This is a genomic window from Photobacterium obscurum (genome assembly GCF_026191635.1).
In the GTDB taxonomy this organism is placed as follows: Bacteria; Pseudomonadota; Gammaproteobacteria; order Enterobacterales; family Vibrionaceae; genus Photobacterium; species Photobacterium obscurum.
Genome location: NZ_JAKRRW010000015.1, coordinates 96,394 through 119,700, shown reverse-complemented (window position 1 = coordinate 119,700; position 23,307 = coordinate 96,394). Strand labels below are relative to the sequence as shown.

Below are 23,307 nucleotides of genomic sequence, written 5' to 3'. Positions count from 1 at the left end.
CAATCTGAGCCATGATCAAACTCTTCAATTAAAGTTTTGTTGGTCTTGCGACCGGCTCAATGAATACTGTTATTAGTTATTTCTAACTAAGAATTGACTGTGCCAAATAATAAGTAAACTTAGTATTTGTATTGGTCACTCAGTTTCATTGATAAATCTTTTGACTAATCATTTCACGAGTGCCCACACAGATTGCATGGTCAAATTGTTAAAGAACAAACTGACTGGTTAGCGGCTTAAGTTGCCGTACTCCGTGTCAGTGAGGCGGCATTATAGAGACTTCGATCGCATTGGCAATAGGCTTTTTGAAATAAATCACCAAAAACAAATCAACCGCGCAAGATATAATCAACAACCCAGTTTAAGCATAAAAAGCAGCCAGCACGGCTGCATTCCATCAATACTAACTTATAAGTTAGCCTGTTCCTGAATTTGTAATACCAAGTCCTGCGGTAAAGATAACGAATTCGCCAGCTGGTCCAGATAAGCCTTCTCTAAAAAGTGGTCGACATCTATCGCCAGTAATGAAACAAGGTAAACTTCGGATGCCTGCTCTAAGCCATTTACCTCTGCGGCAATCACTTGCGGATCGAGCGGTTCATCAATCCAGCGACGGATCAGTTCTTCAACGTCATGCCCTATAGTGTTCTGCTGCAACCATTCTGTTATTGCTTGCTTTTCATTGCTATCAATATGCCCATCCGCTTTTGCAGCAAACACCATTGCTTTTATCAGCAATAGTGGTTCAACAACTGATGTATGGGGATAAGATGATTGCTCGGCTTTATTTCCCAGGTTTAAGTCTGAGGCTGATTGTAAATTGTCGCCTTCACCTTGCTTCCATTTCTTATACGCCTGATAGGCTAATGTACCGACAACAGCAGTCCCTCCGACAACAGCCGCTTTCTTACCATATTTAGAAGCCAACTTGCGGCTCTTCTTATTTCCGAGTACCGCTCCCATTAACCCACCGGCCGCCACACCTTTTAATAGATCGGTTTTTGCCGGTGATGATGATTGAGAAGAACTGTCGACATACTTACTGGCATGGCTCAGCAATTGATCCATTAGGCTTTTCATCGGCTCTCCTTGGAATTCACATACACTTCCGCTAATTCCCATCAACAAATAGACATGACAACAGGGCGATAAATGTAAGCGTTAATGGATAATCAAAATGAGAGAGCAGATTAACGCAATTAAAATGAATCGAATATGAATCTAGGGTAAAGCTAGGTAAAGGAAAGTAAAGACGACGGTATCATGGAAGTCGCAGGGGTAGATACAAAAACACCTGCTTGCTCCCAAGCAGGTGTTTAGAGTACAAGTTGAATTACCGTACTGAGTGAATTAACCGCTATTGCTGAGCAACAATCTGCTCATCTTCAGCGATAATATTAATCGCCTTCCCTGTGACAAACTTGCCAGACAACAGATCTTGAGCCAGCGGGTTTTCAATATAATGCTGAATTGCACGCTTCAAAGGCCTTGCCCCATAAACAGGGTCAAACCCAGCCTGAGCAATTAACTCTAACGCACTGTCTTGCATAACCAACTGATAGTCTTTCTCTTCCAATCGCTTGATCAATCGGGCGACCTGAATACTAGCAATATTCTTGATATGCTCTTCACCCAATGGATGGAAGACAACAGTTTCATCGACTCGGTTTAAAAACTCAGGGCGGAAATGGTGACTAACCACCTCCATGACTGTGCTTTTAATGCCGTCATAATCTAACTCACCGAAATGCTCCTGAATACGATCCGAGCCCAAGTTAGATGTCATGATGATAACACTATTACGAAAGTCCACCGTTCTACCCTGGCCATCCGTTAGTCGGCCATCATCAAGTACCTGAAGCAGAATGTTGAATACATCGGGGTGAGCCTTTTCAACCTCGTCCAGCAAAATCACGGAATAAGGTCGACGACGAATCGCTTCTGTCAGATAGCCCCCCTCTTCATAGCCGACATAGCCCGGAGGTGCGCCCACCAGACGAGCAACAGAGTGTTTTTCCATGAACTCGGACATATCTATCCGCACCATGGCCTCTTCGCTGTCAAACATAAAGTGAGCAAGCGACTTACACAGCTCGGTTTTACCCACCCCAGTCGGGCCGAGGAACAAGAAAGATCCAATAGGGCGATTCGGATCTGATAGTCCGGCACGGCTACGGCGAATCGCATTAGCAACCGCTTCAACCGCTTCGCTCTGCCCGATCACCCGCTTATGCAGGGATTCTTCCATGCGCAGTAGCTTGTCACGCTCCCCTTCCAGCATTTTGGCAACAGGGATCCCGGTTTGGCGTGATAATACTTCAGCAATTTCAGCGTCCGTGACCTTGTTTCTCAACAGACTCATTTCCTGCATTTCAGCTTGAGCAGCAAGATCCAACTGCTTTTCTAATTCAGGGATTTTGCCGTATTGCAGCTCGGACATTCTGTTGAGATCACCAGCTCGGCGAGCGATCTCCATATCAGTACGTGCCTGCTCCAGCTCAGTTTTAATATGTTGAGTCCCCGACAGTGCCGCTTTTTCAGCTTTCCACACTTCTTCCAATTCTGCGTATTCACGCTCTTTGCTATCAAGCTCTTCACACAGATCGCTCAACCGTTTATGGCTCGCATCATCGCTTTCTTTTTCCAACGCCTGCTGCTCAATTTTCAGCTGAATAATACGACGGTCGAGGCGATCTAAGGATTCTGGTTTAGAGTCAATCTGCATCCGAATACTGGATGCCGCTTCATCGATCAAATCGATGGCTTTATCGGGTAACTGACGATCAGAAATATAGCGATGCGATAAACTGGCTGCAGCAACAATCGCCGGATCGGTAATTTCTACATGGTGATGCAGCTCATAGCGCTCTTTCAGCCCTCGCAGGATAGCAACCGTGTCCTCGACGGTTGGCTCATCCACCAGCACCTTCTGGAAACGACGCTCCAACGCCGCGTCTTTTTCAAGATACTGACGGTATTCATCGAGGGTTGTCGCTCCGACACAGTGCAGCTCACCTCGAGCCAGAGCGGGTTTAAGCATATTACCGGCATCCATTGACCCTTCGCCCTTACCGGCTCCAACCATGGTATGAAGCTCATCAATAAACAGGATGATATTACCTTCTTCCTGTGACAGCTCATTCAATACAGACTTAAGGCGCTCCTCGAATTCACCACGATATTTGGCACCGGCGATCAGTGCACCCATATCGAGGGATAATACGCGTTTATGACGAAGTCCTTCCGGTACTTCACCATTGATAATACGCTGCGCAAGGCCTTCAACGATGGCTGTTTTACCGACTCCCGGTTCACCGATAATAACAGGGTTATTTTTGGTTCGGCGCTGCAGCACCTGAATCGTACGGCGGATTTCATCATCACGACCAATCACCGGATCCAACTTGCCCTGCTCTGCACGCTCTGTTAAATCGATAGTGAATTTTTCCAATGCCTGACGATTTTCTTCTGCATTGGGATCATCAACATTCTGACCACCACGTACTTGCTCGATAGCTTTCTCTATCTTATCTGCCGTCAAGCCTTTTTGTTTTAACAACTGACCCAGAGAGCCTTTGTCATCAACCGCCGCCAGAATGAAAAGTTCAGAAGAGATATATTTGTCTTTACGCTTTTGTGCCAGCTTATCGCACATATTGAACAACATACCCATACCATGGGATAACTGGACATCGCCACCGATGCCACTGACTTTTGGCAGGCGATCCAATAGTTCAGATAAGCCAGAGCGTAGCTGGGAAATGTCGACACTCAGCATCGTCAACAATGGGCGAATGGTGCTGCCATCCTGATTAAGCAATGCCACCATCAGGTGGGCAGGTTCGATATACTGATGGTCCCGCCCTAACGCCAGCGATTGTGCATCAGATATCGCCATTTGAAATTTGCTGGTAAATCGGTCAAGACGCATAAGTCCTCCCTATCCTATATATCACGTTTCTCTCGATAGATATGGTGGTATAGAAAGCGCTTTTCAACCAATGATTAATAAACATTATTGTTACGGCTCACCCTTTATCCAGCCTTAGGGGAAAAGATAGGACTGAGCAAATTAACCATTTTCATGATGGTTTACAGTCAATTTCTCCATTTTTAACTAAACGGCATTCTGTTTATTGACACCTTTTTACGGAATAGCACACCACTTAACCGTACATTATCCCATATGGAGGAAATACAACCATGCTCAATAAACGCCTCACCTCGCTAGCTATTATTTTTACCGCACTTACTGCATCGACTCACGTTATGGCACAACGTGATATTCAGGAAAAACGACAAGAAGTTCGTCAAGAAGCACGCATCGAGGCAAGAACCGAAGCGCGTATCGAGAATCGTCGCAATGCCGCCCCGGCAAACAATGTCGTAATCATCCACAATGCAATGCTGCGAACTGTCAGCTATAAAGGTATCGTTCTGTTACATGACACTGTCAATCAGCGTTTCTACCGTGCGGTTGATCATGGCTATGCCGTATACCAAGTCCCTTATGGCGCCAAGGTTGTTGAGCTGTCACCTGCCAACCCGACCAATATCTCTATCATCAATTAAGCGTAACGCCTCGATTGGTTCTATCCCAACCAAGTCTACCGATACAAAAAGCCCCCGTAATCCTACGAGGGCTTAATGCATTACAGCCGTCTTTATTTTATCTCTCAAGCCAGATGAGTGAGGCTTGTCTGCCGGTAACACCATCACGGCGGTATGAATAAAACAGCTCGGGATCACCAAACGTGCAATATTCCCCGCCATAAATATCAGTGATACCTCTCTGTTGTAGGCGTTGACGAGCCAACAAATACAGATCTGCTAACCATTTTTCACCATGCGGCTTAAATGCTTGTTCAGCCTGCGGTAACGCAACCATGAATTGTTCGCGTACCTCACTCCCGACCTCAAAGGCATCGGGCCCGATAGCCGGCCCCAACCAAACCAGGATCTGCTCGGCAGGTACCGTGAACTTGTCCAGAGCGGCTTCGATAATCCCGTCTGCCAACCCACGCCACCCCGCATGAACTGCAGCAACCTGCGACCCCGCTTTGTCACAAAACAAAACCGGCAAGCAGTCTGCGGTCATTGCTATACAGGTGATACCTGCGACCTGGGTATAGCTCCCATCAGCATCCGGCACCACCGACAATGACGCATTAAGCTCAAGCACTGAGTTACTGTGGATCTGATTTAACCACGCAGGTGAATCAGCTAACCCCAGCTCTTGCTGTAACAGCATTCGATTACGTTGAACATGTTTCGCATTATCCCCGACATGCAAGCCTAAATTCAGCCCCTGATAAGGCTGCTGGCTTACTCCGCCCAAGCGAGTGGTGGTAACGGCTTTTACATTCGCAGGAGCTGGCCAGTCAGGGAAAATGAACATCTTAGTAATCGTCCTCGATATGCTCTTCTTTGTCTTTGCGCAGAATGTTAATCATCGCAACCATATCAACCGGTAGCGGTGCATGCCATTCCATCAGCTCACCCGTAATAGGGTGATCCAAACGCAGCATACGCGCATGCAGAGCCTGGCGGTCGAAAGCTCGAAGAGCCTGGATCAGCTCTTCCGATGCATGACGCGGCGGACGAGGACGACCACCATAAGTCGCATCCCCCACCAGCGGGTGAGTCAGGTAAGACATATGAACACGGATCTGGTGGGTACGACCCGTTTCAAGGCGAAGTACAATGCGGGTGTGCTCACGGAAATGTTCCGCAACGCGGTAATGGGTTACCGCCGGTTTACCCAGCTCATGTACCGCCATGCAGGTACGCTTAGTCGAGTGACGGCCAATTGGCTTTTCAATCGTACCGCCACCGGTCATTTTGCCCATTGCAATTGCTTCGTACTCACGGGTGATCTTACGCTTTTGCAGCGCACGAACCAGGCGAGTCTGGGCTTGAATGGTTTTAGCCACTACCATCAGGCCAGTGGTATCTTTATCCAGACGATGCACAATCCCCGCACGTGGCACTTCAGCCAGTTCAGGACAATGATGCAGCAGTGCATTCAATACGGTACCGTCAGGCGTACCCGCACCAGGGTGAACAACAAAATCGCGTGGTTTGTTGATCACCAGGATGTGTTCATCTTCGTAAACAATATCAAGCGGAATATCCTGGGCTTCCCAGCGGACTTCGTCTTCGATCTCTGCCTGGACGAAGAGCTCTTCACCGCCCATCATTTTGGCACGCGGCTTGTTAACGACCTCGCCGTTAACTGAAACCATGCCATTCAAAATCCAGTCTTTAATCCGCGAACGCGAATAATCTGGGTATAATTCAGCAAGAACCTGGTCGAGACGTAAACCCAACTGACTCTCATTTACTGTATTTGTTAACTCAATTTGCTGTGCCATAGCGAACTTTTTCAAAAAGCGTGGGACTAAACGTCAAACGCTGCGTAAAATAACATTAATAGTGTCATTGTATCTGTTAACGGCTCTGTCCGTAATGGATCCACCGAAATAAAATTTTTATCAAGGAAACAGACGCCGCAATGAAACGCCTGACAATTACGACTTTTCTTGCCGTTGCCATTCTTTCAGGCTGTTCTAGCACTGAAGAAGTAGTACCAGATGTACCGCCATCAGAGCTATATACAACAGCTCAGCAAGCGCTACAGAGTGGGAGCTGGGTAACTGCGATCGAACGACTGGAAACGCTGGATTCACGCTATCCATTTGGTGCTTACTCAGAGCAAGTTCAACTCGATCTGATCTACGCCTATTACAAAAATGATGATCTAGCCCTCGGCGAGGCCACAATTGATCGCTTCAACCGATTAAACCCGGCTCATGAAAAAGCCGACTGGGTATTGTATATGCGCGGTCTGACAAATATGGCGCAAGATCGCAGCTTTATGCACGACATGTTCAGCATTGATCGTCATGATCGTGATCCGGAGCCATCCCGCAAGGCATTCAGAGACTTTAAACGCCTGCTGGAGCGCTACCCGAACAGCCACTATGCAGCCGATGCAAAAGCGCGAATGATCTCCCTCAAAAATCGTCTTGCTGAATATGAACTGGCAGCAGCCGATTTTTACGTGCGCCGTGAAGCTTGGGTCGCCGCAATTAATCGTGCGCAGCTGATCCAAAAGCAATACCCGGACACGCATGCTGCTCGTCAGTCATTGGAGTTAATGCTTACAGCCTACGAGGCCCTCGGACTGCAAGAGCCAATTGAAAACACCAAGAAGCTCATCGCACTGAACCCGCAGTAAGCTTTTTGCTAATCGCTTTCACGGAACCATTTCTGCTTAATTTGCCCTTACAGCAGATTGGTACCAAACCATAAAACAAAACAGCAGCCCATGGGCTGCTGTTTTTATATTCTGCATAAATTTTCTAACTGGCTCGGAAGGGTGACTTTCTTTTGAGCGCTAGCAATACGGTCAATTTTCACTCAAGCCTTTGTTATAGCTCGAATTAACTCCCTAGTTAGCACCAGCCACCAGCGTTCCTGATTTCTTCATACTGCCCTAATTAATCCGTGCTCGACAAGCACTTTCATCAAACTTTTTTGCAACAAGCGAAGACGGATCACAGAATTTTTCTGGACATTATCGCATGCACGCAAACGTGATTAGAGTCACATTATTAAGTCCTGATTTTAGTAATCTGAAGTTAACCCAACGAAGGGTAGCAAAAGAGGAAAGATAATTATGACAGTAAACATCACCGGCAAAAACCTTGATATCACCCCTGCTATCCGCGAACGCATTGAGTTTAAATTCAAGAAGTTAGAAAAGTACCAGGTCCCACTAATCAGCAAACACGCAGTCATCAGCACAGAACCAAACCGACAATTCAAAGTTGAGGCATCTGCAGCAATTCCAGGAGGTCAACTTGTCGCCTCAGCAGAGCACGATGACATGTACGGTGCTATCACTGAAGTTTATCAAAAACTGGAACGCCAACTGAAAAAACAAACTCACAAGCCAGCAGCGCGACGTGCTAGCCATAGCAGCAAGCCCGAGGTTGAGGAACAAGAAGAACAAGCTGAAGCATAATTATTTAGAGGATTCCCAAACAGCCCTGCCCTTGCAGGGCTGTTTACATTCTGCTTGACAAGCCCCTACAGGCTGAATAATGTTGAGTCATATTCATCATAAATTACACAGTTACGAGCAATGCGATCACTTAACCTGTTTTTCTTTAGCTTCTTTTTTATGTCACCTTAGTGGGGGCTATTCGTTACGCAAGAAACAAGCTAAAGACGAACAGACAGCCTCCTTACCAGGGAGGCTTTTTTGTATCGGTAGCAGACAGACAGGGAACCACAATGACAGAACAACAGTATTCACTGGACGACATCCGAAAGAATGTCAGCCGCATAGATAATGAGATCATCAAGCTACTGGCAGAACGTCGCCAGCTAAGTCTGGAAGTTGCCAAAAGTAAAATCCAGACCGCCAAGCCTGTTCGCGATCAGAGCCGCGAGCAAGAGTTATTGTTACGCCTGATTGAAACCGGAAAAGCCGAGCAGTTAGATGCGCAATACGTGACCCAAATTTTCCATACCATCATTGAAGACTCTGTCCTATTCCAGCAAGCTTACCTGCAGAAACTGACCAATCCAGAAAGCCTGCAGCCTGTCGCCAGAGTTTCCTTCCTTGGTGCCAAGGGTTCCTACTCCAATCTGGCCAGTCGTAACTACTTCAGTAAAAAGCAGACCAAACTGGTTGAAATCAGCTGCTCAACCTTCCGTGATGTGCTGAGCGTTGTCGAGACCGGCAATGCGGATTATGGGGTTCTGCCGATTGAAAACACCAGCTCCGGCTCAATTAACGAGGTGTATGATCTGCTACAACATACTAGCCTGTCGATCGTAGGGGAAATCACCCAGCCCATCGAGCACTGTCTGCTCACCGCTGTCGATACCAGCCTTGAGCAAATCGATACCCTATACTCTCACCCACAGCCGCATCAACAGTGTAGCGAGTACCTCCACGCAATGGGGAACATTACCCAGGAATACTGTTCCAGCACGGCCGAAGCAATGAAAAAGGTCGCCGAGCTGAAGCAGCCAAATATTGCAGCCATCGGTAATGCGACCAGTGGGGAGTTGTATGGCTTGACGCCGCTAAAAGGCAACATTGCCAACCAGCAGGAAAACTTTACTCGCTTCATTGTCGTTGCCCGCAAACCGGTAGAAGTTACCTCGCTGATCCCAGCGAAAACCACCCTGATCATGTCTACGGCACAAAAAGCCGGCTCCCTGGTAGAGTGCCTGGTGGTACTGCGTAACCTCAACATCAATATGACCAAGCTGGAATCCCGCCCAGTGATTGGTAACCCATGGGAAGAGATGTTCTACGTGGATGTCGAAGAAAACTTGAAATCGGAAGTGATGCAAAAAGCCCTTGAGGAGCTAACCCGTCTGACGCGTTTTATCAAGGTACTGGGTTGTTACCCGAGCGAGAACGTCAAGCCGACAGAAGTTGAGATTATTGATGAAGTGTAAAACATCGTAGACGTTTATAAGTAAAAAGCGAGAGCCATTCCTGACTCTCGCTTTTTGTTTTTGGGTCCTGCAAGCAGGATTGCACGAACACTGAGGTTATGCTGCTTTTCCCGTCCCGCTTCCCGAAGCGTAACTCGCTTCAGAGGCGAAGCCTTTTATTTTCTATGCGTTGAATCGTTCGCCTGTCTAAGCAATCCCTGGCTCTCGATTAAAAAATGCTGTGCATAGTCCCCAAACCAATGCTCAACTTGGCCAAAGGCCTGCTTAAAAGCCTCTTTGTCTTGGCTATCCAGCATCTTAATCGCTTCACCGAAACGCTGATGGAAGCGCTTAATCATCGCCAGGTTTTGCGGCGACGACATAATAATATCAGCATAAAGCTGAGCATCCTGGGCAAACAAACGGCCTACCATCGCCAGTTCCAAACGGTAGATTGGCGAGCTCAACGACAACAATTGCTCCAGCGTCGGATCTTCTTCGGCAAGATGAACGCCATACACAAAAGAGGTAAAGTGACGCAATGCCTGGATCAGCGTCATTCCCTGATCATGTTCAATCGCACTGATCCGATTCAGGCTGGCTCCCCAGATCTGGAACTGCTCCAGCAACCACTGGTAGCTTTCCGGGTTACGGCCATCACAGTAAGCCACCACCTGTTTTGCCAGGCTCGCAATATCAGGACCGAACATCGGGTGCAGCCCTACCACCGGTCCACGGTGGACTTCCAGCATCGCCTGCAAGGGACCACTTTTCACCGAGGTTAAATCCGCTAAAATGCAGTCATCGGGCAAGTTATCCAGCTTAGCAATCACTTGCTCAGTCAGATTGATCGGCACCGAAACAACCACCATGCCGGCATCAGACAATAGTTCGTCAGCGCGCTCCCAGTCCTGGCTACCCAACTTACGGACCTGGTAGCCTGAAAGCTCAAACAGGCGACAGAAAAGTCCACCCAGCTGACCGTGTCCCCCCACGACCACAATCGGGCGCAAATCGGGTTTCAGACACTTAAAACCAGAGTCATTTTCACTGGCATACGATTCCCGCATAGTACGGCGTAATATATCTTCAATCAGATCCGGCGGAACCCCTTTGCTTTCCGCCTCCTGACGACGAGAAGCCAACATCGCGGCCTCCCGGTCCGGAGCATAGATCGGCAAGCCATGCTGGCTTTTCACGTGGCCAACCTCTTCTACCAGTGCAAGACGGCGAGCTAGCAACTCTACCATCTGCTGATCAACATCATCGATTTGATCTCTTAATTTACTCAGTTCAGCAACCATGATTTTGCGACCCGTATTAATTCTGCTCTTATCCACCACAGCACTTATCATTCTGCCATCCAGAGACAGGCAGCCGGTACAGCCATTGCTGTACCGGCCCGTTAATGGATCTACCGATAAATTGCTACACGACCCTAAAATCCAACCTAATTGCGCTCTTGCAGAAACGGAACCAGCTCGTTTCGAGCATGACGGAGTAACTTTTCCGTATCATCCCAGCCGATACAGGCATCGGTGATAGACACACCATAGGCCATTTCTTCAAGCGGCAAATCGGCGCTTTGATTACCTTCGTTCAGATGACTTTCCAGCATCAAACCGATTATCGATTTGTTGCCTTGTCGGATCTGATGAATGACATCTTCAGCCACCAGCGGTTGACGACGGTAGTCTTTCCTCGAGTTAGCGTGGCTACAGTCTATCATCAAGGACGCAGAAAGGCCTGATGCTGTCATCTCGTTTTCACACTCGGTTACTGAAACTGAATCATAGTTGGTCTGCTTACCGCCGCGTAGGATCACATGGCCGTCAGGGTTCCCCTGAGTATTGAGCAATGCAACCTGCCCTTCTCGGTTAATCCCCATAAAGCGGTGACCCGATGCCGCCGCCTGCATTGCATTGATGGCGGTCCCCAGACTGCCGTCGGTACCATTTTTAAATCCAACCGGCATTGACAGGCCGCTGGCCATTTCACGGTGAGTTTGCGATTCGGTAGTACGGGCACCAATCGCCGCCCAGCTGAACAGATCGCCCAAGTACTGCGGACTGATCGGATCCAGGGCCTCAGTGGCCAACGGGATCCCCATTTCGACAAGATCAATCAGCAACTGACGGCCAATATGCAGCCCCTCCTCGACCTCAAACGAGCCATCGAGATGCGGATCATTAATCAGGCCTTTCCAGCCAACGGTGGTACGCGGCTTTTCAAAGTAAACCCGCATAACAATATATAACTGATCACTCAGTTCCTCAGAAAGCTGTTTCAGCTTCACCGCATATTGTTTTGCCGCTTCAACATCGTGAATTGAACATGGGCCGCACACCACCAACAAGCGGTGATCGCGCTTATGAATGATATCGGCAATCGTCTGACGCGACTGGCGGACGAAATTCAAGGCTTCGTCACTGACTGGCAACTTGCTGCGCAACTCTTTTGGTGTGATCAGGACAGATTCATCTTGAATATGGACATTATTCAGCTGGTCTTTTTGCATGTCGGCTTCCCTGTAATCGTCAATAATTGGCTATTTATAATGAGGTTAAAACAGGTTTGCCCTGCTATGTGGCTTCACCATAACAAGGGATTTCCTCCCTTGGCAACACCCTGTAAAGAAAAAACACCGGTCGTAAATAATTATTTACACCGTTATGATTTTGGCTATCCGTATTAAAGCCAGTTACCATAATTGCAATGCCCACTCGCTTAACCTTATGGCAATGGAACTAATATTTTCTCTTCTACAGCAGCTCAGCGTGTATCTTGTTATCGCTTATCTACTCAGCAAGACCCCGCTGTTCATGCCGATCACCACGGTATCAGGACGTTTGTCACAACGTTTTTCGTGCTACGTTTTGTTTACCCTCTTTTGTATTTTAGGCACTTACTTCGGACTTCACATAGAAGATGCAATCGCCAACACCCGTGCGATTGGTGCTGTAATGGGAGGTTTACTCGGTGGCCCTGTAGTTGGCTTTGCCGTCGGGCTGACGGGTGGCATGCACCGCTACAGCATGGGAGGCTTTACTGATGTTGCCTGTGCAATCTCAACCACCGTGGAGGGATTGATAGGCGGGCTGATGCACAGCTATTTTGTCCGCCGCGGTCAAATCGACCAAATCTTCAAACCGTTTGTTGTATTTACCGTGACCTTAGTAGCCGAGATCGTCCAGATGTTTATCATTCTGATGGTCGCCGAGCCCTTTGATAAGGCCTTGCACTTAGTCAGTGCAATTGCGTTGCCGATGGTGATCGCCAACTCGGTAGGTGCCGGGCTGTTCATGAGCATCATCCAGGATCGCAAAACCATTTATGAAAAATACTCTGCGGCATTTTCAAGCCGGGCCCTGAAAATTGCCCAGCGTTCGGTCGGGATCCTCAGCCAGGGCTTCAATGAAGAAAGCACCAAAGAAATAGCTCAAATCGTCTATGAAGAAACAGGGGTAGGCGCTGTCGCGATCACCGATAGAGATAAGATTCTGGCTTTTATCGGCATCGGTGACGATCATCACTTGCCGGGCACACCGATATCGTCTGGCTATACTCGACGCGCCATCGACGGCTGTGAGTTAGTGTATGCCGACGGCTACGACATTCCCTATCAATGTTCACTGCATGATAAATGCAAATTGGGATCCGCCTTGGTGATCCCGCTCGTTGGCGGTAATAACGAAGTCCTTGGCACCATTAAACTCTATGAGCCGAAGCGCAAGCTGTTCTCAACGGTAAACGTCACGCTCGGAGAAGGGATTGCCAAACTGCTGTCGAACCAGATCCTGACGGGACGTTATGCTCAGCAACAGGCACTGCTCACTCAGGCCGAACTCCGCCTGCTACAAGCCCAGGTGAATCCCCACTTTCTGTTTAATGCCTTAAATACCATCAACGCTGTGGTCCGTCGCGATCCCGATAAAGCGCGTAAACTGATCCAGCACCTTTCCCAGTTCTTTCGCCGCAACCTGAAGCAGAATATCGAGACTGTCACCCTTGAAGAAGAGCTTCAGCATGTTAACGCTTACCTGGAAATAGAGCTGGCACGTTTCTCAGACCGGCTGAGTATCGAGGTCAATGTCGCACCAGAGTTACTGCAGATTAAGCTACCGACTTTTACCCTCCAGCCCCTGGTAGAAAATGCGATAAAACACGGCACCTCTTCGCTGCTGGAAAATGGTAAAGTTACGATTCACGGTTATAACAACAATGGATGCATCATTCTGGAAGTGGAAGACAATGCCGGAAGCTATGCCCCGATCAGCGAAGAAAGCGGACTGGGAATGAAGATTGTAGACAAGCGTTTGAAGAATATGTTCGGTCGCCAATACGGATTATCGATGTCCTACCAACCTAATGAATGGACTCGGGCAACCATCACGATGCCTGTCGATAACCAGCAACACGCCAATGCAAACGGAAACAATGGAGAAACCGCCGCATGATTAAGGCCCTCGTCATCGACGACGAACTTTATGCTCGAGAAGAACTCATCGATTTACTGTCCGAAAGCGGTGAGGTTGAAGTCATCGGCGAATGTAGCAATGCCATTGAAGGGCTTAAAAAAATCAATGCGTTGAAGCCTGATGCTATCTTCCTCGATATTCAGATGCCGCAGATCACTGGCATAGAGATGCTTAGTATGCTCGACCCGGACACCATGCCGAAAGTCGTATTCGTCACCGCCTATGACGAATACGCCCTTAAAGCTTTTGAAGACAACGCCTTCGACTACCTGCTAAAGCCCGTAGAAACTTGCCGACTGGAAAAAACCATCAAACGGCTAAAAAAGGAATGTCAGAGCCAGGACTACTCTCCGCTGGTTGCTGAAATGCTGGAACTCATCCCTTGTACAGGCCATAACCGAATTCTGCTGCTTGATCCGGCCGAGATCGAAACGGCGTATACCGATCTTTCCGGTGTTCATATCATCACCAAAGACGCCAAAGCCACCACCCAACTGACCCTGAAAGTACTGGAAGAAAAAACCCCACTGATCCGCTGCCATCGCCAATACCTGATCCACCCTCAGGCTATCCGCGAGATCAGACTGCTTGAAAACGGGTTGGCCGAAATCACCACTCAACACGGGCACCAAGTCCCTGTCAGCCGCCGGTATCTCAAAGAACTCAAAGACCGGTTTGGTTTAGGCTGAAAACAGCAGCTAGCCCTTGTCACCAGACAGGGCTAGTGTCTACCAACACCATCAAACGACACATACCGCTCAAAGCCTTGCTGCCAGAACATCTGATATAGTCCCCCTTCCTCGCGACGAAACTCACACACGCCCCATTCCATTTTTCCCTCAAGGCCAAGTTGCTTCATCTGCTCTAGGGTACAGTACGTCTCAAGACCTTCTTGATAGCCTTGTAAATATGCCGGATAGTCAACGGAAATATCCTCACCAACTTTCTTGGCATCCCGTAGTAAGGTTTGCTCAGCCGTGGCCTTTTCTCCCCACTTTCCCTTATTGAACCCTAACTGGTGCCAGTTCTCGTCAGCCATCAATAACTGCCTGGAGCCCAAAGTAGAGCACCCCTGTAATAGGCTTCCCAGCAGAACGACGGTAATCACCTGTCTTATCATCATTGCCTCCTTATACCAGAACAGAACACCCCATAAATTACAGTAACTTATATTACTTAATCTAGACTGAACCCTCCGTTCCCATTCCGACATGCCTCGCAAACTTCTAATAATTCCCAACATCCTTTTATTATCGCCAACAGCCGCTCACTCAGCCTACCGACCACTCACCATGCCATACAACCACTCACTGTTTTATCGCGTGCATCTGTTTTCCAGCGCTTTAACATGGCAGCCATCAAAAGAAGTTTTGCGAGTGTTTGGCCGAGGGTGTAATACCAAACGGAATAAGTAAGTGTTCAGATCATTCTTATGCTGGCTGGTATTTAGGCGCGATAGTCGCAAAGCAATACAACTGGAAGTCCAATCGGAATAGAGAGACAAGAGTATGACCTGGTTCCTGATGTGCGTTGCAGCGCTGGTAGGTGGTTACTTCATCTACGGTGCATTTATCGAAAAAGTGTTCGGCGTTAACGAAAAGCGTCAAACCCCAGCCTTTACCAAGCAAGACGGCGTTGACTACGTGCCAATGTCGAACAAGAAAGTTTACCTAGTACAGCTATTGAACATTGCCGGTGTAGGTCCGATCTTCGGTCCTATCATGGGTGCGTTGTACGGCCCGGCAGCCATGCTGTGGATCGTACTGGGCTGCATCTTTGCCGGCGCAGTACATGACTACTTCTCCGGCATGCTGTCTGTTCGTAACGGTGGCGCCTCTGTTCCGACTATCACCGGTCGTTACCTGGGCAACGGTGCAAAACACTTTATGAATATTTTTGCTATCGTACTGTTGCTACTGGTTGGCGTGGTTTTCGTATCAGCACCTGCAGGCATGATCACCAATCTGGTAAACGAGCAGACAGGCATGGGGATGTCGATGACCACCATGGTCGTGATTATCTTTGCCTACTACATCATCGCGACTATCGTTCCGGTTGATAAAATCATCGGCCGTTTCTATCCGCTGTTTGGCGCCCTGCTAATCTTCATGTCGGTTGGTCTTATCACGGCTATCGCCTTCTCAAGTGAACACTCGCTACTGGGTGACTACGAAATGAGCCAGATGTTCACCAACATGAACCCAAATGATCTACCACTTTGGCCAGCTCTGTTCATCACCATTGCCTGTGGTGCTATCTCTGGCTTCCACGCGACCCAGTCACCACTGATGGCGCGCTGCATGGAAAACGAGAAAAACGGTCGTTTCATCTTCTACGGTGCAATGATTGGCGAAGGTGTGATCGCCCTGATCTGGTGTGCGCTTGCCCTGTCTTTCTTCGGCTCGGTTGACGCCCTGAAAGAAGCTGTTGCCAACGGTGGCCCGGGTAATGTGGTATACAGTTCTTCTATCGGCCTGCTAGGCGTATTCGGCGGTATCATTGCTTTCCTTGGTGTGGTTATCCTGCCAATCACTTCAGGCGATACAGCCTTCCGCTCAAGCCGCCTGATCCTGGCTGAATACTTCAACATGGAGCAGAAGTCGCTACGTAACCGCCTGATCATGGCACTACCGCTATTCGTTATCGGCGGCATTCTGACCCAGGTTGACTTCGGTATTATCTGGCGCTACTTCGGCTTTGCCAACCAAAGCACAGCAGTCATGATGCTGTGGACGGCTTCGGCTTACCTACTGCGTCATAACAAACTGCACTGGGTAACGACGATTCCGGCGATGTTCATGACCACGGTATGTATTACCTTTATCCTGAACAACAGCCAGCTTGGCTTCGGGCTGCCAATGACAGTCTCTACCATCGCCGGTGTTGTCGGTGCCATCAGTATCGCAGGCTACGTGATTAAGCGCTCGAAAGGCAAAGGCGAGACTGACCTCGCTGACGAGGAAGAAGCCAAAGCCGCACTGGAAACTGCATAAGGATTTCACCTCTCCCCCTTACTTCTGAAACCAGCCAATCGGCTGGTTTCTTTTTATCTAGCGGTTATATCTGTTCGTACCTCTCAGGCACGTCGTATAGCTTATTCTCAACGACAGACAGAGTAATAGCGCGAAATCCCCTCTTGAGATAAGAATGTTTCCAGGACATTGCTCCCCCAACATTCGATGCTGAAAGTCGGTACTTTACTTCAAACGAAATATCGGTTCTCTAACACTAAGCACGAGTTGCTATAACTCTGCGAAGGTATTACTGATTGCAGTGAATTGATATCAAGATTAAGGGAAGGATATTGGGTAATAACGATAAGCGGCCACATTCTTCCAGGAACTAGGCTCTAGGATCCCGCCCCTGCTTTTCATCCATAAAAAAAGCCCACCTTGCGGTGGGCTTTTTCAATAAACGTCATACGTTTAAGATTACTTGCGAGCAAGCTTCTCTTTGATACGTGCTGCTTTACCAGAACGCTCACGTAGGTAGTACAGTTTGGCACGACGTACTAGACCACGACGCTTAACAGTAATGCTGTCAACTAGTGGAGAGTGTGTCTGGAATGCACGCTCAACACCTTCACCGTTCGAGATTTTACGAACTGTGAATGCAGAATGTAGACCACGGTTACGCTTAGCGATAACTACGCCTTCGAACGCCTGTAGACGCTCACGGTCACCTTCTTTTACTTTAACCTGAACAACAACAGTGTCGCCTGGTGCAAAAGTAGGTAGGTCTTGTTTTAGTTGCTCGTCTTCGAGCTGCTTGATGATGTTACTCATTGGTATACCCTAGAATAAACTGATACTAAATTAATTAATTGCTTGCTTTATATTCGCGTATAAATTCCGCGAGCAAGAATTCCTGATCGTCAGTCAGAGCTAGGTTTTCCAGGAGCTCTGGTCTTCTCAGCCAGGTTCGGCCCAACGATTGTTTCAACCGCCAGCGGCTAATGTCCTTGTGATTTCCAGACAGCAAGACTTTTGGTACTTCCTGCCCGTCCAACATTTCTGGACGCGTATAATGCGGACAATCTAGCAAGCCATTGGCAAAAGAATCTTCTTCTGCAGACGCAAAGTCACCCAGCACACCCGGTACAAACCGGACAACTGCATCAACTAGCGTCATGGCAGGCAGTTCGCCCCCTGTCAGCACAAAATCCCCGATAGACCATTCTTCGTCTACCTCTTGTTGGATAATGCGCTCATCTACCCCTTCATAGCGACCACAGATAAGAATCAAGTTCTCGTTCTGTGCCAGCTCCTCAACACCAGCTTGATCAAGCTTACGGCCCTGAGGCGAAAGGTAAATGACTTTAGCCTGACCTTCAACGGACTGTTTAGCTGTATGGATAGCATCGCGCAAAGGCTGTACCATCATCAGCATGCCAGGTCCGCCACCATAAGGTCGATCATCAACCGTACGGTGTTTGTCATGAGTAAAATCGCGGGGATTCCACGTTTCAACCGACAAAAGGCCTTTTTTTACCGCCTGGCCTGTCACCCCAAAATTGGTAATGGCATTAAACATGTCAGGAAACAGGCTGATTATGCCTACCTTCATTTGTTCACCTATTACCGGGGATTAAAATCCAGGATCCCAGTCAACTTCGATCCGCTGAGCAGTGCGATCAATCGACTTGATGACCTGCTCATCGAGGAACGGGATTAGTCGTTCCTTCTGCCCAAAAGCATCTTTTAGGTTTGCCTTCACAACCAGTACGTCGTTTGAACCTGTTTCCAGGATGTCAGTAACTTTACCCAGGTCGTAACCTTCAGTAGTCACTACTGTCATACCAAACAACTCGCGCCAGTAGAATTCTTCATCTGACAGCGCTGGAAGCTTATCGGACGGTATTGCAACTTCAGCGTTAGTAAACATCTGAGCGTCCTCACGAACGTTCATGCCTTCTAACTTCGCCACCATACCTTGACCATGACGTTTCCACGATTCAACGCGGAACTCCTTCCACTCACCCTTAACTTTCACAAGCCATGGCTGATAGGAAAAAATGCTTTCGGAATCTTCTGTGTAGGAAAAAACTTTGAGCCAACCCTTGATACCGTAGGTGGCACCTAGTTTACCGACAACAATGTGGTCTTGGTTATTTGAACTCATCGTTTCTCTGCTACCAGACATACTAATTAAGCCGCTTTAGCAGCGTCTTTGATTAGCTTAGCTGCGCGGTCAGACACAGTTGCGCCTAGACCAACCCAGTGGTTAACACGGTCAAGGTCTAGACGTAGACGCTCTTCCTGACCCTTAGCTAGCGGGTTGAAGAAACCAATTTTTTCGATGTTACGACCGTCGCGTGCAGCGCGAGAATCAGCAACAACGATTTGATAAAATGGACGCTTCTTAGCGCCGTGACGTGCCAAACGAATGGTTACCATATCGTCCTCTTTGCATTACTGTAAATTAAAGTGGCCCCGCTTGAAATAAACGGGGCCCGTGCCAAATTAAGCTCGGGAATTTTACTCTTAAAACTGACGAATGCAACCGCTTTAGCTACTTTTTCACCAGTTAAGGAAAAATAACCCCGAGGCCTAAGAGATTATTTGCCTAGCGGCCAGGGAACATGCCGCCGCCCGGCATCATGCCTTTCATATTGCGCATCATGTTCTTCATCCCGCCCTTCTGCATCTTCTTCATCATCTTCTGCATCTGGGTAAACTGCTTAAGCAGACGGTTAACATCCTGTACCTGGGTACCTGAACCCATTGCAATACGCTTCTTGCGCGACCCCTTGATAATATCCGGGCGCTGACGCTCACCGGGTGTCATCGAGTTAATAATAGCTTCCATCTGGACGAACATCTTGTCGTCCACCTGATCTTTGACGTTCTCAGGTAGCTGGGACATACCAGGCAGTTTGTCCAGCATTCCCATCATGCCGCCCATGTTTTTCATCTGCTGCAACTGGCCACGGAAGTCTTCAAGGTCAAAGCCTTTCTTCTCTTTAAACTTCTTCGCCAGCTGCTCGGCTTTTTCTTTGTCGACATTACGCTCTAGATCTTCGATCAGAGACAGCACGTCACCCATACCTAAAATACGGGAAGCAACACGATCCGGATGGAAAGGTTCTAGGGCATCGGTCTTTTCACCGACACCCAAGAATTTAATCGGCTTGCCGGTAAGGTGGCGAACAGACAGGGCCGCACCGCCACGGGCATCACCATCGACTTTCGTCAGGATCACACCGGTCAGCGGCAGTGCCTCGTCAAACGCCTTAGCGGTATTAGCGGCATCCTGACCCGTCATGGCATCAACCACAAACAGGGTTTCGACTGGGTTGATGATCTGATGAACGTCTTTGATCTCGCCCATCATTTCTTCGTCGACATGCAGGCGACCCGCGGTATCGACAATCACCACGTCATAAAACTTCAGCTTACCGTGCTCAAGTGCCGCCTTGGCAATATCCACCGGCTTTTGGTCAGCCGATGAAGGGAAGAAATCGATACCGATATCACTGGCCAGGGTTTCCAACTGTTTAATCGCCGCCGGGCGATAAACATCGGCAGAAACTACCAGTACTTTCTTCTTCTGGCGCTCTTTCAGCAATTTACCCAGCTTACCAACACTGGTCGTTTTACCTGCACCCTGAAGGCCAGCCATCAAAATAACTGCCGGCGGCTGACACGACAAGTTCAAGTCTTCGTTAGACTCGCCCATTACCGCTTCAAGCTCGGCCTGAACAATCTTGATGAACTCCTGACCTGGCGTCAGGCTTTTCGATACCTCGGTACCGACAGCGCGCTCTTTAACACGCTTAACAAAGTCACGGACAACTGGAAGCGCAACATCGGCTTCGAGTAACGCCATACGTACTTCACGCAGCGTATCCTTGATGTTGTCGTCCGTCAGGCGACCACGGCCGCTGATATTCTTAAGCGTTCGCGATAAACGCTCCGATAAATTTTCGAACATGTGCTACTCGCTCGTTACGCAACAAAATCTGAGTGATCTGGCTAGTATACCGCAATACAGGGTCTGCTTTCATGTTATCGCCACCACTTTGATGCGAGTTCTATAACGAACTGGGCCTCGTCCCACAGATTCAGGAGGGCTTTGCATTGGCGGCGAGACATTGAGCAGGGTATAATTGCGAATTCTAACCATCTTAAATAGTTAAGTTTACTATGGATATGTTGATAGCCTTAATGGCTGCTTGCTTATATTTTCTTGCTCTCGGGCTGGTCGTGCCAGGCCTGACCAACAGTAATGGTATCAAAACCAAACCGGTTTTCCTGTCAGCGCTGGCAGCGATCACCTTACATATCCTGCTAATAAAAGACTTAATCCTTGGCGGGACGGGCCAGAACCTGAGTATCTTGAATGTGGCTTCATTGATTAGCCTGATCATCGCCTTGCTAACCACATTGGCAATGCTGCGCATGCGCGTCTGGTTCCTGCTGCCGGTGGTATACAGCTTTGCCGCGATTAACTTATCCGCCGCAGTCTTGCTACCCGGTGCGTTCATTACCCACCTCGAAGCACACCCGCAAGTGCTGCTGCACATTTCTCTGGCCTTGTTCTCATATTCAACCCTGATGATTGCCACCCTCTATGCCATTCAACTAGCCTGGCTGGATCATAAGCTCAAGAATAAGAAAAGCCTGCTGATTAATCCTAATATCCCTCCTTTAATGATGGTCGAGAGGCAGCTTTTCAAGATCATCTTGGTCGGAAACTCACTACTGACCGTGACATTGATCACTGGTTTTATCTTTATCCAAGATATGCTGGCCCAGGGAAAGCTTCACAAAGCGGTACTGTCACTGCTGGCATGGGGGGTCTACAGCGTGTTGTTGTGGGGACATTACCAGCTTGGCTGGCGGGGGCGCCGCGTCGTGTGGTTCAGCCTGGTAGGCGCTTTCCTGCTGACTCTGGCTTATTTCGGCAGCCGCTTCGTTAAGGAAATCATCATTGGGGCATAAACAAGTGCCCCTTTTATTACCATACTAACATTGACACCTACCCACTCTGGGTACAAAGTACTTGTAACAGAAACGTTAAGGAAATAGTTTTTTGGACGACATATCCACGGGAGTCTTATTCTCCCTCCTGATATTACTACTCGTCATTTCCGGATACTTCTCCGGTTCTGAAACTGGCATGATGTCACTCAACCGCTACAAGCTGAGACACCTTGCCAACCAAGGACACCGCGGGGCCAAACGAGTTGAAAAACTGCTTTCGCGCCCTGACCGCCTGATCGGGCTGATCCTGATCGGCAATAACCTAGTCAATATTCTTGCCTCTGCCATCGCCACTATTCTGGGGATGCGCCTGTATGGCGATATGGGGGTTGCGATTGCAACTGGTGCACTGACATTAGTCGTACTGGTTTTCGCCGAGGTGACCCCAAAAACCCTTGCAGCCCTTTACCCCGAGCGGGTCTCTTACACCAGCAGTATTGTGCTCAAGATATTGATGAAGCTGCTTTATCCGCTGGTCTGGTTTGTCAACGGGATCACCAACGGCTTCCTGATGCTGCTGGGGCTCAAAGTCGATAACATAAACGACTCCAAGCTTAGCTCAGACGAATTGCGTACCGTCGTTAATGAAGCCGGCGGCTTAATTCCTCGCCGCCACCAGGATATGCTGCTGTCGATCCTCGATCTGGAAAATGTCACGGTGGAAGATCTGATGGTACCACGCAGTGATATTGCCGCGATTAACGTCAATGATGACTGGAAGTCGATTGTTCGCCAGCTAAGCCATTCCGCTCACGGTCGTATCGTCCTGTATCGCGACAATATCGATGAAGTGGTCGGTATGCTGCGGGTACGGGAAGCTTACCGCCTGATGATGGACCGCAATGACTTCAGCAAGGCCAACCTGCTGCGTGCTGCTGATGAGGTCTATTTCATTCCGGAAGGCACGCCATTAAATATCCAGTTACTCAAGTTTCAGCGTAACAAGGAACGTATCGGTCTTATTGTCGACGAGTACGGCGATATTCAGGGATTAATCACCTTAGAAGATATCCTGGAAGAGATCGTTGGTGAGTTTACCACTTCGATCACACCGACACTGGCAGAAGAAATCACCCCTCAGGCCGATGGCAGCCTGATGATCGAGGGCAGTGCCAATATCCGCGATCTCAACAAGAGCCTGAACTGGAACCTGCCAACCGATGGACCGCGTACCCTCAACGGCCTGATTCTGGAACACCTTGAAGATATTCCGGATAGCCAGCTCAGCATCAAAGTCGGCGGCCACCAGATGGAAATCATCGAGGTTTCGGAGAATATGATCAAACTGGTTAAAGTTCTGCCGACCCAGTTGCAGAAAACGGGTTAGCCAGGCTGATATAGAACGAACTAATAAAGCCGGCATCTTGCCGGCTTTGTTATAT

The 23,307-nt window shown here is 48.6% G+C and carries 21 protein-coding genes and 1 other annotated feature; of the genes, 9 read left to right on the top strand and 12 right to left on the bottom strand.

Annotation, left to right across the window (positions count from 1 at the left end; genetic code table 11):
• Positions 1-408: 408 nt before the first annotated feature.
• Positions 409-1,080 (bottom strand): tellurite resistance TerB family protein, encoded by a 672-nt coding sequence (locus tag MD588_RS17840; RefSeq protein WP_265698888.1) that lies wholly within the window; start codon positions 1,078-1,080, stop codon positions 409-411.
• Between the two features lie 277 nt (positions 1,081-1,357).
• Complete coding sequence (gene clpB / locus MD588_RS17835) at positions 1,358-3,931, bottom strand: ATP-dependent chaperone ClpB (RefSeq protein ID WP_265698886.1); 2,574 nt, start codon at positions 3,929-3,931, stop codon at positions 1,358-1,360.
• Between the two features lie 272 nt (positions 3,932-4,203).
• On the opposite strand from clpB, the gene MD588_RS17830 reads away from it, so the two are divergent.
• Positions 4,204-4,572, top strand: coding sequence for a hypothetical protein (locus MD588_RS17830; protein WP_265698884.1), 369 nt, complete (start codon positions 4,204-4,206; stop codon positions 4,570-4,572).
• Positions 4,573-4,669: 97 nt separating this feature from the next.
• Here the strand turns inward: MD588_RS17830 and pgeF are convergent, their stop codons facing one another.
• Complete coding sequence (gene pgeF, locus MD588_RS17825) at positions 4,670-5,398, bottom strand: peptidoglycan editing factor PgeF (protein ID WP_265698882.1); 729 nt, start codon at positions 5,396-5,398, stop codon at positions 4,670-4,672.
• Between the two features lies 1 nt (position 5,399).
• On the bottom strand, positions 5,400-6,374 hold the full coding sequence (rluD, locus tag MD588_RS17820; protein ID WP_265698881.1) for a 23S rRNA pseudouridine(1911/1915/1917) synthase RluD: 975 nt from the start codon (positions 6,372-6,374) through the stop codon (positions 5,400-5,402).
• A gap of 140 nt (positions 6,375-6,514) precedes the next feature.
• Here rluD and bamD point away from each other — a divergent pair, with 140 nt between their 5' ends.
• From bamD to pheA, 3 genes are all read left to right on the top strand, one after another.
• Positions 6,515-7,240: an outer membrane protein assembly factor BamD gene (bamD, locus tag MD588_RS17815; RefSeq protein WP_265698879.1), complete on the top strand. Its 726-nt coding sequence runs from the start codon at positions 6,515-6,517 to the stop codon at positions 7,238-7,240.
• 441 nt (positions 7,241-7,681) lie between these two features.
• Positions 7,682-8,029, top strand: a complete 348-nt coding sequence (hpf, locus tag MD588_RS17810) for a ribosome hibernation-promoting factor, HPF/YfiA family (protein ID WP_265698877.1) — start codon at positions 7,682-7,684, stop codon at positions 8,027-8,029.
• 122 nt (positions 8,030-8,151) lie between these two features.
• Positions 8,152-8,273: a sequence feature (Phe leader region), on the top strand.
• Positions 8,274-8,301: 28 nt separating this feature from the next.
• Positions 8,302-9,483 (top strand): prephenate dehydratase, encoded by a 1,182-nt coding sequence (gene pheA / locus MD588_RS17805; protein ID WP_265698875.1) that lies wholly within the window; start codon positions 8,302-8,304, stop codon positions 9,481-9,483.
• Between the two features lie 155 nt (positions 9,484-9,638).
• Here the strand turns inward: pheA and tyrA are convergent, their stop codons facing one another.
• Both tyrA and MD588_RS17795 read right to left on the bottom strand, forming a co-directional pair.
• The gene (tyrA, locus tag MD588_RS17800; RefSeq protein ID WP_265698896.1) at positions 9,639-10,766 is read right to left on the bottom strand and encodes a bifunctional chorismate mutase/prephenate dehydrogenase; all 1,128 of its coding nucleotides are present in this window, start codon (positions 10,764-10,766) and stop codon (positions 9,639-9,641) included.
• 146 nt (positions 10,767-10,912) lie between these two features.
• Entirely contained in the window at positions 10,913-11,980 is a 1,068-nt protein-coding gene (locus MD588_RS17795; protein ID WP_265698873.1) for a 3-deoxy-7-phosphoheptulonate synthase, read from the bottom strand.
• A gap of 223 nt (positions 11,981-12,203) precedes the next feature.
• Between MD588_RS17795 and MD588_RS17790 the strand changes: the two genes are divergently transcribed.
• Together MD588_RS17790 and btsR are read left to right on the top strand one after the other, a co-directional pair.
• Positions 12,204-13,919: a sensor histidine kinase gene (locus tag MD588_RS17790; protein WP_265698895.1), complete on the top strand. Its 1,716-nt coding sequence runs from the start codon at positions 12,204-12,206 to the stop codon at positions 13,917-13,919.
• Complete coding sequence (gene btsR / locus MD588_RS17785; protein ID WP_265698871.1) at positions 13,916-14,629, top strand: two-component system response regulator BtsR; 714 nt, start codon at positions 13,916-13,918, stop codon at positions 14,627-14,629. The genes MD588_RS17790 and btsR overlap by 4 nt, the downstream gene beginning before the upstream one ends.
• A gap of 32 nt (positions 14,630-14,661) precedes the next feature.
• Here btsR and MD588_RS17780 read toward each other — a convergent pair whose 3' ends face one another.
• Entirely contained in the window at positions 14,662-15,060 is a 399-nt protein-coding gene (locus tag MD588_RS17780; RefSeq protein WP_265698870.1) for a DUF2799 domain-containing protein, read from the bottom strand.
• A 388-nt stretch (positions 15,061-15,448) separates the two neighbouring features.
• Here MD588_RS17780 and MD588_RS17775 point away from each other — a divergent pair, with 388 nt between their 5' ends.
• Positions 15,449-16,933: a carbon starvation CstA family protein gene (locus MD588_RS17775; RefSeq protein WP_265698869.1), complete on the top strand. Its 1,485-nt coding sequence runs from the start codon at positions 15,449-15,451 to the stop codon at positions 16,931-16,933.
• Positions 16,934-17,371: 438 nt separating this feature from the next.
• Here MD588_RS17775 and rplS read toward each other — a convergent pair whose 3' ends face one another.
• The 5 genes from rplS to ffh form a co-directional block, all read right to left on the bottom strand.
• Positions 17,372-17,725, bottom strand: coding sequence for a 50S ribosomal protein L19 (gene rplS / locus MD588_RS17770; RefSeq protein WP_075763066.1), 354 nt, complete (start codon positions 17,723-17,725; stop codon positions 17,372-17,374).
• Positions 17,726-17,759: 34 nt separating this feature from the next.
• On the bottom strand, positions 17,760-18,506 hold the full coding sequence (trmD, locus tag MD588_RS17765) for a tRNA (guanosine(37)-N1)-methyltransferase TrmD (RefSeq protein WP_265698868.1): 747 nt from the start codon (positions 18,504-18,506) through the stop codon (positions 17,760-17,762).
• A 21-nt stretch (positions 18,507-18,527) separates the two neighbouring features.
• Positions 18,528-19,088, bottom strand: a complete 561-nt coding sequence (gene rimM, locus MD588_RS17760) for a ribosome maturation factor RimM (protein WP_265698894.1) — start codon at positions 19,086-19,088, stop codon at positions 18,528-18,530.
• Positions 19,088-19,336, bottom strand: a complete 249-nt coding sequence (gene rpsP / locus MD588_RS17755; RefSeq protein WP_039468642.1) for a 30S ribosomal protein S16 — start codon at positions 19,334-19,336, stop codon at positions 19,088-19,090. Before rpsP ends, rimM begins: the two co-directional genes overlap by 1 nt.
• 169 nt (positions 19,337-19,505) lie before the next feature.
• Positions 19,506-20,873 carry a signal recognition particle protein gene (ffh, locus tag MD588_RS17750; protein ID WP_265698866.1) on the bottom strand — a complete coding sequence of 456 codons (1,368 nt, stop codon included), beginning with the start codon at positions 20,871-20,873 and terminating at the stop codon, positions 19,506-19,508.
• A 212-nt stretch (positions 20,874-21,085) separates the two neighbouring features.
• Here ffh and MD588_RS17745 point away from each other — a divergent pair, with 212 nt between their 5' ends.
• Together MD588_RS17745 and MD588_RS17740 are read left to right on the top strand one after the other, a co-directional pair.
• On the top strand, positions 21,086-21,883 hold the full coding sequence (locus MD588_RS17745; protein WP_265698864.1) for a cytochrome C assembly family protein: 798 nt from the start codon (positions 21,086-21,088) through the stop codon (positions 21,881-21,883).
• A gap of 91 nt (positions 21,884-21,974) precedes the next feature.
• Positions 21,975-23,252, top strand: coding sequence for an HlyC/CorC family transporter (locus MD588_RS17740; protein ID WP_265698863.1), 1,278 nt, complete (start codon positions 21,975-21,977; stop codon positions 23,250-23,252).
• Positions 23,253-23,307 lie beyond the last annotated feature (55 nt).